Source organism: Streptococcus sp. SM5, assembly GCF_027497975.1.
In genome coordinates, this window is sequence record NZ_JAJNSC010000002.1 from 167,667 (window position 1) to 180,345 (window position 12,679).

The following is a 12,679-nucleotide window of genomic DNA, read 5'->3' on the forward strand; positions in this document are numbered from 1 at the left end:
CCCTTTGACATATAAAGGAAGAGTAATTTTTTTTGAAATAAATTTCTACTGAACCGGAAAATAGCAGGCAAATTTTACCTATAAAGATAGATAGAGAAAAAGACTCTCAATTTATTAGCAGATTAAGGAGGAGTTGCGGATGCAATTTTCGTTATGTCATTCTGGAAAGACAGGTATCCAAACAAGTACTGTATATCCCAATAAAGTCAGAATAACAGATGACAAATCATTATTGAATGCAGTTCAATACGATCATGTAGGTGCAGAGTTTACCAATCACACTCGCTCAAACTCAAATTTTATAAAATCAAATGTTATTGTCATGGATATTGATAATGACAAGACAGACAACCCTAACGAGTGGGTTACAGAAGAGAACATTAAAGAAATCTTTATTGATTATAACTTTGCTTTGGTTACTAGCCGAAACCATATGTTGTCTAAGGGTGCAATGATAGCACGTCCAAAGTTTCATATTTATTTCCCAATTAAAGAAACAAACGATAGGGAAGCTTATGTAGCTATGAAAGAAGAGCTCACGAATAGGTATCAATTTTTTGATGATAATGCAAAAGATGCAGCAAGGTTTTTCTTTGGCAATCCGAATGCAAAAGTCATATGGAATGATTCCTGGATGACTATCGATGAAGATTTACTTCAACTTAATTCTATAGAAGTAGAAGAAGATTTTGATGCTGACTTTTATAGACCACCTAAAGGACCTATCGCTGAGGGAAGTCGAAATTCAACCATGTCAGTTCTTGCGGCTAAAATTCTTAAAAGATTAGGAGTTACACAAGAAGCAAGAAGTGGTTTTGATGAGCAGGCATCCAGATGTGAACCACCATTAGAAAAATCTGAACTAGATATAATCTGGGGAAGTGCAGTTCGATTTTACAATAAGACTATTAAAGCTTCAGATGATTATATTTCACCAGATAGTTTCAATAGGCCTTCTTTAAAACCGGATGATTTTTCTGATATCGGAGAAGCTGGAGTATTAGCTAGAGAGTATGGTGATGTGTTAGCTTATACAAATGCGACAGACTATTTAACTTTTAATGGTCAGTATTGGAAAGAAGATAAACAATTGGCCATAGGAAAGGTTCTTGAGTTTATGGACTTTCAACTAGCAGATGCTCTTGAACAATACGAAAAGTCCGTTATAGAGTTAGTCAACTCCGGAATTGATGAATCAGTAGTTCGTGAAGGTGGTAAAGCTCTTACTAAAGTGATTGAAACACGGATTCAACAAAAACTTCATTCTATTTATCTTTCCTCAAAATCTTATTATCAGTTTGTTATGAAGAGAAGAGATTATCGCTATATTACTGCGACTCATAATACTGCAAAACCAATGCTAGCCATTGATTTATCAGAACTTGATAAGGACGATATGTTGCTCAATACTCCCAACGCTACCTACAACTTAAGAAATGGACTTAGGGATTACCATGAACATGACCCAAAAGACTACATCACTAAGATAACCACTATTTCTCCAGGTGATGAAGGCTTGGGATTATGGAAGGAAACTTTAGCTACTTTTTTCTGTAATGACCAGGAGTTGATTGATTATGTACAGGAAATCATCGGTATGACAGCAATCGGAAAAGTCTATCAAGAACATATGATTATCGCTTATGGCGGAGGAGCAAATGGGAAATCAACCTTTTGGAATACAATCGCTAGAGTACTTGGAAGCTATTCTGGCAAATTATCTGCAGATGCTTTAACCATGAATAATAAACGAAATGTGAGTCCAGAACTGGCTGAGTTAAAAGGAAAACGACTTGTAATTGCTTCTGAAATGGCAGAAGGAATGAGATTGAATACTGCTGTTGTAAAGCAAATTACCTCAACTGACGAAATTCAAGCAGAAAAGAAGTATAAGGATCCATTCCATTTTGTTCCATCTCATACGCTGGTACTTTATACAAATCATTTACCAAAAGTTGGAGCAAACGATGATGGAACTTGGCGACGTTTGGTTGTTATACCATTTAATGCAAGAATTACTGGTCGTTCAGATATTAAGAATTTTGCGGATTATCTGTACGATAATGCTGGGCCAGCAATTTTATCGTGGATTATTGAAGGAGCGGAAAAAGCCATCAAAGCAAATTTTAAAACATCAGTTCCAAAAGCAGTCACAAATTCTGTCAAATCCTACCGTGAAGCTAATGACTGGTTGGGGCATTTCATCACTGAAAGTTGTGAAGTGGGAGAAAAGTTAAGCGAAAAATCAGGAGAACTGTACAGTAAGTATCGTGCATATTGCCTTCAAAATTTAGAATACACACGAAGTACAACTGATTTCTATGCTGCACTTAATCAAGCCGGTTATGAACGAAAGCGAACTAATAAAGGGAATTTTATTATGGGGTTAACATTAAAAGCTGATGACGATGATTTTCTAAACTAATGACTTACACAAGTGAGGGTATATCTCCACTAGATTTTAAATCAAGTGTTTTTGGAGTGTAAGTCGTTGAAGTATTCAGTGAAAAATAATTTATGAAGTATGGTCAAAAAGTTTATGGATTAAGTTCCACGACTTCCATTTCTTTGTTTAGTGTAAGTCAATGATGGTCTTTTCTAAAACTATCTCTATAGGAAATTTAACTAAGAAAAAGTATATAAGGAAAGTTTAGGAAATGACCTCATTAGACCTCCACCATTTAAATCTGATGAGAGGACAAGAATGAGAGAAAAAGTGATTGAACAAAAGTTAGCAAGCGAGGTTTTAAAGCGTGGTGGTATCTGTCCAAAGTGGGTATCACCTTCCTTTTCAGGAGTACCTGACCGACTGGTATTCTTACCCAATGGCAAGTTTGGTTTGGTGGAAGTAAAAGCACCTAATCAACATCCTAGAGCTTTGCAGGTGTCACGGCATAAGCTATTTGAACGTTTAGGATTTCGAGTCTATGTTTTAGATAATAAGAAAGATATTGAGGGGATATTGGATGAAATTGAAACTGCATGACTATCAAGAAGTCACCAAAGACTTCATCATAAAAACTCCTTATGCAGCAGTCATTTTAGACATGGGGATGGGAAAAACAGCTACAACCTTATCAGCTATTAATGAACTGATGTTTGATCGCTATGAAATTCATAAAGTACTGGTGATTGCTCCGCTTAGAGTCGCAAATACAGTATGGAGTGACGAAATAGAGCAGTGGCAAGGACTGTCTCATTTGAGATATTCAAAAATTATAGGCAGTCCCAAACAACGACAAGAAGCACTACAAAAAGATGCGGATATCTACATCGTAAATCGTGAAAACATCCCTTGGTTAGTTGAACAGTGTCATCCTCATTTCAAGTGGGATATGATTGTCATTGATGAATTAAGTTCATTCAAATCATGGCAATCAAAACGTTTTAAAGCTTTTATGGCTATGCGCCCCTACATGAAACGAGTGGTAGGTTTAACAGGCACACCGAGTTCCAACGGATTGATGGATTTGTTTGCGGAGTTCAAAGTCATAGATGGTGGTGTCCGTTTGGGACGTTTTATTGGAGAATATCGAAGTCGTTATTTTAGAGAGGGACGTAGAAATGGAAATGTCGTTTATGAATATATTCCAATGGACTATGCAGAGTGTCAAATCTTTGACAAGATTGATGACATCACAATTTCTATGAGAGCGATGGATTATCTACAAATGCCAACATTAATCTCAACGAAAAAATCAGTCCATCTAACAAATGCAGAAGCAAAAAAATATAAAGAGTTTAAAAAGGAATCTGTTATTTCTGATTCTAACGAAATTGAAGTAACGGCAGCAAATGCTGCTAGTTTATCCAATAAACTGGTTCAAATGGCAAATGGTGCAGTTTATTCTGATGATCATAGAATTATCAAGTTACATGATCAAAAACTAGATGCACTTGAAGATATTATCGAAGCAGCAAATGGAGAACCTGTGTTGGTTGCTTATTGGTTCAAGCATGATTTACTTCGTATTCAAGAACGATTGAACAAGCTTAGGGTTAAAAGTACAGTTCTTAAAAGTGAAACTGATATTCATGAATGGAATAAAGGGAACATCACTGTTGGTTTGCTACACCCAGCTAGTGCAGGACATGGTCTAAATTTACAAAAGGGAGGTCATCACTTAGTGTGGTTTGGGTTAACTTGGTCTCTTGAACTTTACCAACAAACAAATGCTAGACTTTGGCGTCAAGGGCAACAATCAAACACAGTCATTATCCAACATATTGTAACGGAAGGTACAATTGATGATGATATTCTAAAAGCTTTAACTGCCAAGGACGCACAACAATCACGTTTGATTGAAGCAGTAAAAGCACAAGTAGGAGGATGATATGGATAAAGTAGACTACTATTTTCAACACTATCAAGATGCAAAAAGAGATTTAACAATTGCAAAGAACTTGATTGAAAACTATAAACCCATTTCAGAAGATGCTTTTCTCTATTCTCTTGCTACTAGACAGACAAATGAAGAACGTGTTAAGACGAGTAAAACTAATGTTAGGACAGAAAATATGGCTCTATCTTTTCATGATAAGTTCTTAGCAGAGGAAAGAGAATATCAGGAGTCATTGTTTGAAAAGTACTGTCATTTAAAAACCGATCTCGATTTCTTTGAACTTGCTGTTTCTTCTGTTGATGAAATTATGAGAGATGTAGTAGTTGATTTAGTCTTAGCTGGATTGACATGGGATGAGTTACTACCTAAGCATAATGTTTCTAGAATGACAGTTAGTCGATATAGACAAAAAGCCTTAAAACAAGTAAAAGAATATTACCGTTTCGCAGGAAAAACCTTGAGTATAAATGGATAATGATACTAGGGTGTTACTAAGGTGGTACTACCCTGTTACTAAGTTGTTACTAAGATGGTACTGCTTTTTAAAAATGACTGTGATATACTTAAGATGTCAAAAAAGATAAAAAATCTGCTAATTTCACTGGATAAAATTATGGTTCTACGGTAATATACACCTAGAAAAACAAGAGGAGAAGAACCATGTGGACTAGAGGTCAGATTCATTATCACGAACAAATAGTTGATTACATAGCAAAAGTCAGTGACCAACCATCAGATGTAGGTATTGATTTAGGATGTGTATTCAAATTAGAGGTTGAGGTTGCTGAAAATACTATCATTTCTTATGACAGAGGATGGGATATCTACCCAGAATCTGATGAACAAGAAGCTATTATTGAAGTGATTTTGAAAACTTTAAAAGTTTAAAATATCTTTAAAATAATGCACAAATGACTGGATATATCCCGCTCTTAGAGGTAATATGGTTACAACAAAAAAGAAAGAGGATAAAACCATGAAGAAAGAGGATATTTTAACAAAAATCGCAAAAAATAGAATTGGCGCTGAAACGCTAGAAACGAGAAATAGCGACAGCCTTGACTTTTATGACATCAGCGTTTGGGCATTGAAAGAAATGCTTGAACAAGCCTATGAAGCAGGTAGAAAAGCAAAATAAAAAACAGAGCCTTACCCAAATGGGGAGGCTTTTTGCGTGGAGGAAATAATGATTATTACGAGTGAACAAGTATCCAATGGCCATCCAGATAAAATTTGTGACCAGATTTCAGATGCAGTTCTAACAGTATGTTTAGAACAAGATAAGAATAGCAGGGTTGCAGTAGAAACTCTTATCAAAGATAATCATATAGTGGTTGCTGGTGAAATGAAAACAACAGCCTTGTTTGATTTAAAAACAGTTGTTCGAAATGTCGTTAAACCACTAGGAATGGATAATATCATTGTGAGGAATCTTATCGGATTACAAAGTGATGATATTTCTCAAGGTGTTGATACCGGCGGTGCTGGAGACCAAGGGATGATGTATGGCTATGCAACTGACGAAACTGACGAATGCTTACCACTTCCATACGTTTTAGCAACTCGTGTTCTTGAGAAACTTATGGAACTTCAGCATCCGCTCTTAGGGAAAGATGCTAAGGCACAGGTTTCTTATGATTATGACAATAAAAGAATTACAACATTCTTAGTATCAATTCAGCATAGCGATGAAATGACAATTGAGAATCTAAGAGTAATTGTTAAAGAATCTATGATAAAAGTTGCAAAACAGTATAAACAAAACCTTGATTTTAATGTTTTAGTGAATCCTACTGGTCGTTTCGTTCTTGGTGGTTCTTATGCAGATGCTGGAGTTACTGGAAGAAAAATTATCGCTGATACTTATGGTGGATTTGCCCATCATGGTGGTGGTGCATTTTCAGGAAAGGATCCAAGTAAAGTGGATCGCTCAGGAGCTTATATGGCACGTAAGATTGCAAAAGACATCGTTCGTGAAGGATATGCTAAACGATGCGAAGTTCAATTAGCATACGCTATAGGGGTCGCAGAACCGGTTTCTATTCATGTAGAAACATTTGGGACAAGTAAGTATACGAGCAAACAATTGGTAGGAATGATTAGAGAACGGTACGATTTAACACCGAAAGGGATTATCAAGGAGTTGGATCTTCTAAACGTAGACTACACTCAATCTACATGTTTTGGACATTTTACGAAATCAACTCTTCCTTGGGAGCAGTAAGATGCCACGTAGACCAAGAACACCCTGCAAGCAGAATGGTTGTCCAAACCTTGTGACCTATGGAAACAAGTACTGCTATGACCACAAGACTAACCACGCACTTGACGCCAAGACAACTAAAGCTAAAGGTTACAATGCACGGTGGAATAAGGCACGGATTCGTTACTTAAAGCTCAATCCTCTCTGTGTTTACTGTCAAAGAGAGGGACGACTGGCCAAGGCAACAGTGGTTGACCATATCACTCCCCACCGAGGTGACCAAGAACTTTTTTGGAATCAATCTAACTGGCAAGCCCTTTGTAAATCTTGTCATGATAGAAAGACCAAGACGACTGATAGATATGTGGAATATACCTATCGGTTTTAATATTGTAGATTCGTACTAAAAGTATTTATTTTTTTCTCTCTGGGGTAGGGGGGATAAAATCTCTAACCCCTTGTCTGTAAAAGACCGACGCCCCCTCAAACGTAAAATTTCGCAAAATTGGTAGGGTGGGATATAAAAATCAATTCAAAATAGTAAAGAATCCAGTAAGAATATAGAATTAAGTGAGTGTTATTTTCGTAAATTCGTTTAAATTTAGGTACGAAAATAACCTTATTTTTTTAGTATAAAAGTGAGGAACAGGTATGAATAACTTTCAACGAGAACAAATTTGGTTGCTCAGAAAAAATGGTTTAGGATACGGTGAAGTTGCTAAAGTAATTGGTTTATCTAAAGACTCTGTTAAGAAGTATTGTAAAAGACATCCTGAGTTAAAGGGACAAGGAACATTACCGTATTTGATGGTTGAGAAACGAGTTGAAAATGGTACAAACTGTCCTCAATGTTTTCAACCTATGGTTCCTAATAAAACCGGACGACCGAAGAAATTTTGCTCAGATAGGTGCAGAATAAATTGGTGGAAAAATCATCAAGAGGAGCATGATAAGGAACAAACTGCATATGAAGAAATGACTTGCCAGTGTTGTGGTAGGTCATTTTTATCTTATGCCAATCCCAATAGAAAGTATTGTAGCCATGCCTGCTACATACAGATAAGATTTTACAAAGGAGTCTAAAATGACGAACCAACCAACAATGGAAATAAAAGAACTTCCTCTGAAAGAATTAAAGCCTGCAGCTTATAATCCTCGAAAGAAACTGAAAAAAGGGGATAAGGAATATGAAAAAATTAAACAGTCGCTTCTTAAGTTTGGATATGTTGACCCTATTATTGTCAATGAAGATTTAACTGTAATTGGTGGTCATCAACGCTTGACAGTTCTTAAAGACTTAGACTATGAAACTGCTAAGTGCGTCATCGTTGATTTACCCAAAGAAGATGAGAAAGCATTGAACATTGCACTCAATAAGATTACAGGTCAATGGGATGAAGCTCTCTTAGCTGACTTACTTTTAGATTTACAGGAGTCTGATTTCAATCTAGACCTTACTGGTTTTGAGCCACCAGAGATTGATGACATCCTCTCCAATGTCCATGACAAGGAGTTGTATGAAGATGAGTTTGATGTGGAAGAAGAATTGAAGAAACCAACGTTATCAAGACATGGGGACATTTGGCAATTGGGAAAACATAGAGTCATTTGTGGTGATTCTACAAAAGCTGAAACCTATAAGCAGTTGCTAGATGATAGGAAAGCTAATTTAGTAGTAACGGACCCACCTTATAATGTGGACGTTGAAGAGACGGCTGGGAAAATCCTAAATGATAATATGTCTGACGGAGACTTCTATCAATTTCTCCTTTCTATGTTTACTCAAGTAGAAAATCACATGGAAGATGATGCGTCTATCTATGTTTTTCATGCAGATACGGAAGGACTCAACTTCCGTAAAGCTTTTAAAGATGCTGGTTTCTATTTGAGTGGGTGTTGCATCTGGAAAAAGAACTCACTTGTATTAGGTCGTAGCCCATATCAATGGCAACATGAACCTTGTTTATATGGGTGGAAGAAAAAAGGAAAGCATCAATGGTTTAGTGATCGGAAGCAAACTACCATTTGGGAATATGACCGTCCTAAGTCTAGTAAAGACCACCCAACCATGAAACCAATTCAACTTATGGCTTACCCTATTCAAAACTCTTCTATGCGTGGAACAATAGTTTTAGATCCATTTTTAGGTTCTGGTTCTACTTTAATAGCTGCAGATCAGACTGGACGTGTTTGTTATGGAATCGAACTGGATGAAAAGTTTGTGGATGTCATTGTTAAACGCTATATAGAAGTTACAGGAGATACTGAAGTAACCGTACAACGTAATCATGAGGTTTTAACTTATAACCAAGTGTTAAAGGAGTTGGAGGAACAAGTATGACACTAACATTTCTAGATTTCTTTTCCGGAGTTGGTGGCTTTCGACATGGGCTAGAATTAGCAGGAATGAAGTGTATAGGATTTTGCGAAAAAGATAAGTTTGCACGCAAATCTTATGAAGCAATGTATGATACGAAAGGAGAATGGTTTCATGACGATATCACAACAATCGATTCAACACGATTACCCAAAGCAGATCTCTGGTGTGCGGGAAGCCCTTGTCAAAATGTGTCTATCGCAGGGAAACGAGCCGGCCTATACGGTGAGCGAAGTGGACTCTTTTTTACATTTGTTGAACTCATCAAAAGCCAAAAAGAAGAAGATAAACCCGAATGGGTTCTCCTTGAAAATGTTAAAGGACTTTTATCAAGTGGTGGGGGACGAGATTATCTCGACTATCTCTCTATCTTGGATGAATCAGGGTATGACCTTGAGTGGCAAGTGTTTAACTCAAAAGATTACGGAGTACCACAAAATAGAGAACGCATCTATACTATCGGACATCTTAGAAGAAAAGGTCGACGACAAGTACTACCTATCAGCAGAGAAAGCAGTAGCCATCTTAAGCAACTTGTAGGCGGTATGCAAAGCTACCGTGTCTACGACCCTAGTGGTATTGCAACAACACTTGTTGGAGAGGGTGGGGGACTAGGAGCTAAGACAGGTCTTTATCTGATTGACCAATCACTAACTGAACCAAAGTTAACTGAAGAAGCAAGATGTATAACTGCTCGTTATACTGCTGGTGCGACAAAGCGAACAGCAATGAACTCTGGAGTGCTTGAGGTCCAACCAATTTTGACACAAGGTATCAAGGTTAGGAACGGAACAAAGCAAGGTTACCAATTGGCGGAGGTTGGTGACTCGGTTGATCTTTCTTATCCAAGTTCATTAACGAGAAGGGCAAGAGTAGGGAGAGGAATAGCTCACAACCTTTCATGTAGCTGCCAGATGGGCGCAGTAGTTTGGAAGGGTCGTGTTGTCAAAATTAGAAGACTTACTCCAAAAGAGTGTTTTAGACTTCAAGGTTTCAGTGATGACTTATTTGAAAAGGCAAAAGCTGTAAATTCTGATGCACAACTTTATAAACAAGCAGGAAACGGAGTCACAGTACCAGTTGTTTATGCTATTGGTTGTGCTATATTATCTTCAAAATATCATCAAAAATAACTGGATAAAGATGAACTTTAGAGTTAATATGTACTAAACAAAAGAGAAGAGGTTGTATTATGGATGGCTTAAAAGTCAAGACTTTGAAATCATTGTATCCAAATGGGACTCGAGTCAAATTACTCGAAATGGAGGATCCATTTGCACCACCTATAGGTACTCTCGGTACGGTAATTGGTGTTGATGATATTGGTTCAATTTTAGTAAGTTGGGATAATGGACAAAGTTTAAATGTACTTTACGGAATTGATAAAATAATGAAATTGGAATAGTTATGTGGGAAATGATAACTAGAGAATTCAATGGTCGGCACTATCATATTGAGTTTCTTAGGGAATATAGTACCTATGACCGACATATTGATGGCGCTTGGATAGCAATCCTAAAAATTAAACGAAATAAAGAAATAGTTTTTCATTATGAATATGGTAAAATCACTGACCGAATGGATGATTTTGATAAAATTATCTATCAAGAAATAGTGGATACATACAATAAATTATAATTTGGAACTCGATGTGAGTTCTTTTTATTTTAGGAGGTGAATTAGTGGCAATTAGAGGACGTAAACCGAAACCTACAAATTTAAAAGTTCTAGAAGGTAATCCTGGTAAACGGCCTCTCCCAACGAATGAAGTAAAACCTCAAAAGAAGGCTCCACGTTGCCCCCAGTGGCTTGAAGAAGATGCTAAGAGGGAATGGAAACGGATGGGAAAAATATTGGAACAAATGGGATTACTGACGGAAATGGATATGACTGCATTTGCAGGTTATTGTCAAGCTTACGCACGATGGAAAGAAGCAGAGGAATTTTTATCAAAACATGGTTCTATCTTAAAGACACCAAATGGTTATTTACAGCAAGTTCCACAAGTTTCAATTAGTCAAACTAATTTAAAAATCATGCTGAAGTTTTGTGAACAATTTGGTCTAACCCCATCCGCTAGGAATCGTTTAGCTACTATGGATTCAGAGGTTGGTAACGGTGACGAAATGGAAGATTTGTTGGGAGGTTTACTATGACTTTTCATTATGAACCAACTCCTTTTATGCTAGCTTCATCACATTATGATAAAAGTAAGGCTGATAGAGCAGTGACTTTTATTCAAAACCTTTGTCATACTAAAGGAAAATGGGCAGGTCAGAAGTTTATACTATTACCTTGGCAGGAACAGATAGTACGAGATATATTTGGGATTGTTAAAGAAGATGGGAATAGACAATTTCTAACTGCTTATATTGAAATTCCAAAAAAGAATGGGAAGAGTGAACTAGCAGCAGCAATCGCTCTTTATCTCCTTTATGCAGATAATGAAGCTAGTGCAGAAGTTTATGGTGCTGCATGTGACCGAAATCAAGCCTCTATTGTATTTGATGTAGCAAAACAAATGGTACTAATGAGTCGACCTTTAGAGAAACGTTCAAAAATAATGGGTGCTACGAAACGAATTGTTAACTACTCTAATGCAGGTTTCTATCAAGTTTTGTCCGCTGAAACTGGTACAAAACATGGTCTCAACGTTTCAGGACTCGTGTTTGACGAAATACATGCGCAACCCAATCGCCACCTTTATGATGTCTTAACTAAAGGTTCAGGAGATGCACGAGAACAACCCTTATTTTTCATCATTACTACTGCAGGAACAGATAAGAATTCAATTTGTTACGAGTTACACACAAAAGCACTTGATATTTTAAAGGGCAGAAAGAATGATACATCTTTTTATCCTGTCGTTTATGGTTTATCTGATGAAGAGGACTGGAATGACGAAAGTAATTGGTTAAAAGCAAATCCGTCATTAGGTCATACCATTGGTTTAGACCGCGTCAGAGAAGCCTATAAACAAGCACTCGATAATCCTGCTGAAGAAAATGTATTCAAGCAACTACGGCTAAATATGTGGACAAATTCTACAGTTGCTTGGATTCCAGAACATGTATACAACAAAGGGGATGCACCAATCAATTTTGAAAGTTTGAAAGGTCGTGAGTGTTATGCTGGACTAGACTTGTCAAGTACATCCGATATCACAGCCTTTGTTTTAGTTTTTCCACCTAGGAATGAACTAGAAAATTACATCATTCTACCCTATTTCTGGTTGCCAAAAGATACTCTTGAACTTCGTTGTCGTAGGGATCATGTTTTGTATGATGTATGGGAACGGCAAGGTTATTTAAAGACGACAGAGGGTAATGTTGTTCATTATGGCTTTATAGAGAAGTTCATTGAGGAATTATCAAAGCTATACAATATAAAAGAAATCGCCTATGATAGATGGAATGCAACGCAAATGGTGCAGAATCTAGAAGATATGGGACTGACGATGATTCCTTTTGGTCAGGGGTACAAGGATATGAGTCCACCGTCAAAGGAATTATTCAAACTTATGATGGAAGGTCGTATACAACACGGAGGACAACCTGTTTTAAAATGGATGTCGCAAAACGTAGTTATGCGCCAAGACCCTGCAGGCAATATCAAACCAGATAAAGAGAAATCAATTGAAAAAATTGATGGAATTGTTGCTCTTATAATGGGGATTGATAGATGTATTCGACACCAAAATAATGAAAGTAGTATTTATGATGAGCGAGGGATATTGAGCTTTTAGTTGAATTTTAA

At 36.9% G+C, this 12,679-nt stretch carries 15 protein-coding genes; all 15 read left to right on the forward strand.

Annotation, left to right across the window (positions count from 1 at the left end; translation table 11 throughout):
- Positions 1-139: 139 nt before the first annotated feature.
- The 15 genes from PAN07_RS02100 to PAN07_RS02170 all read left to right on the forward strand — a co-directional run bounded on the left by PAN07_RS02100 (position 140) and on the right by PAN07_RS02170 (position 12,668).
- Positions 140-2,425 carry a phage/plasmid primase, P4 family gene (locus PAN07_RS02100; protein WP_269796869.1) on the forward strand — a complete coding sequence of 762 codons (2,286 nt, stop codon included), beginning with the start codon at positions 140-142 and terminating at the stop codon, positions 2,423-2,425.
- 279 nt (positions 2,426-2,704) lie between these two features.
- The gene (locus tag PAN07_RS02105; RefSeq protein ID WP_045615979.1) at positions 2,705-2,986 is read left to right on the forward strand and encodes a VRR-NUC domain-containing protein; all 282 of its coding nucleotides are present in this window, start codon (positions 2,705-2,707) and stop codon (positions 2,984-2,986) included.
- Entirely contained in the window at positions 2,967-4,334 is a 1,368-nt protein-coding gene (locus tag PAN07_RS02110; RefSeq protein WP_045615981.1) for a DEAD/DEAH box helicase, read from the forward strand. Before PAN07_RS02105 ends, PAN07_RS02110 begins: the two co-directional genes overlap by 20 nt.
- A 1-nt stretch (position 4,335) precedes the next feature.
- Positions 4,336-4,818 carry a hypothetical protein gene (locus PAN07_RS02115; RefSeq protein WP_045615983.1) on the forward strand — a complete coding sequence of 161 codons (483 nt, stop codon included), beginning with the start codon at positions 4,336-4,338 and terminating at the stop codon, positions 4,816-4,818.
- 185 nt (positions 4,819-5,003) lie between these two features.
- Entirely contained in the window at positions 5,004-5,231 is a 228-nt protein-coding gene (locus tag PAN07_RS02120; RefSeq protein ID WP_269796870.1) for a hypothetical protein, read from the forward strand.
- A 55-nt stretch (positions 5,232-5,286) separates the two neighbouring features.
- Positions 5,287-5,481 carry a hypothetical protein gene (locus tag PAN07_RS02125; protein ID WP_049520278.1) on the forward strand — a complete coding sequence of 65 codons (195 nt, stop codon included), beginning with the start codon at positions 5,287-5,289 and terminating at the stop codon, positions 5,479-5,481.
- Between the two features lie 48 nt (positions 5,482-5,529).
- Positions 5,530-6,567 (forward strand): methionine adenosyltransferase, encoded by a 1,038-nt coding sequence (gene metK, locus PAN07_RS02130; RefSeq protein ID WP_269796871.1) that lies wholly within the window; start codon positions 5,530-5,532, stop codon positions 6,565-6,567.
- A 1-nt stretch (position 6,568) separates the two neighbouring features.
- Positions 6,569-6,934: an HNH endonuclease signature motif containing protein gene (locus PAN07_RS02135; RefSeq protein ID WP_045615988.1), complete on the forward strand. Its 366-nt coding sequence runs from the start codon at positions 6,569-6,571 to the stop codon at positions 6,932-6,934.
- A 263-nt stretch (positions 6,935-7,197) separates the two neighbouring features.
- On the forward strand, positions 7,198-7,629 hold the full coding sequence (locus PAN07_RS02140; RefSeq protein ID WP_139658621.1) for a helix-turn-helix domain-containing protein: 432 nt from the start codon (positions 7,198-7,200) through the stop codon (positions 7,627-7,629).
- 1 nt (position 7,630) lies between these two features.
- Complete coding sequence (locus tag PAN07_RS02145; RefSeq protein WP_139658622.1) at positions 7,631-8,887, forward strand: site-specific DNA-methyltransferase; 1,257 nt, start codon at positions 7,631-7,633, stop codon at positions 8,885-8,887.
- Positions 8,884-10,056 (forward strand): DNA cytosine methyltransferase, encoded by a 1,173-nt coding sequence (locus PAN07_RS02150; protein WP_269796872.1) that lies wholly within the window; start codon positions 8,884-8,886, stop codon positions 10,054-10,056. Before PAN07_RS02145 ends, PAN07_RS02150 begins: the two co-directional genes overlap by 4 nt.
- A 59-nt stretch (positions 10,057-10,115) precedes the next feature.
- The gene (locus PAN07_RS02155) at positions 10,116-10,328 is read left to right on the forward strand and encodes a DUF4314 domain-containing protein (protein ID WP_061421034.1); all 213 of its coding nucleotides are present in this window, start codon (positions 10,116-10,118) and stop codon (positions 10,326-10,328) included.
- Between the two features lie 2 nt (positions 10,329-10,330).
- Entirely contained in the window at positions 10,331-10,561 is a 231-nt protein-coding gene (locus tag PAN07_RS02160; RefSeq protein ID WP_045615996.1) for a hypothetical protein, read from the forward strand.
- A 44-nt stretch (positions 10,562-10,605) separates the two neighbouring features.
- A complete protein-coding gene (locus PAN07_RS02165; protein WP_001007670.1) occupies positions 10,606-11,079 on the forward strand; it encodes a phage terminase small subunit P27 family in 474 nt (157 codons plus the stop codon).
- The gene (locus PAN07_RS02170; protein WP_195594094.1) at positions 11,076-12,668 is read left to right on the forward strand and encodes a terminase TerL endonuclease subunit; all 1,593 of its coding nucleotides are present in this window, start codon (positions 11,076-11,078) and stop codon (positions 12,666-12,668) included. The genes PAN07_RS02165 and PAN07_RS02170 overlap by 4 nt, the downstream gene beginning before the upstream one ends.
- The last annotated feature ends 11 nt before the right edge of the window (positions 12,669-12,679 follow it).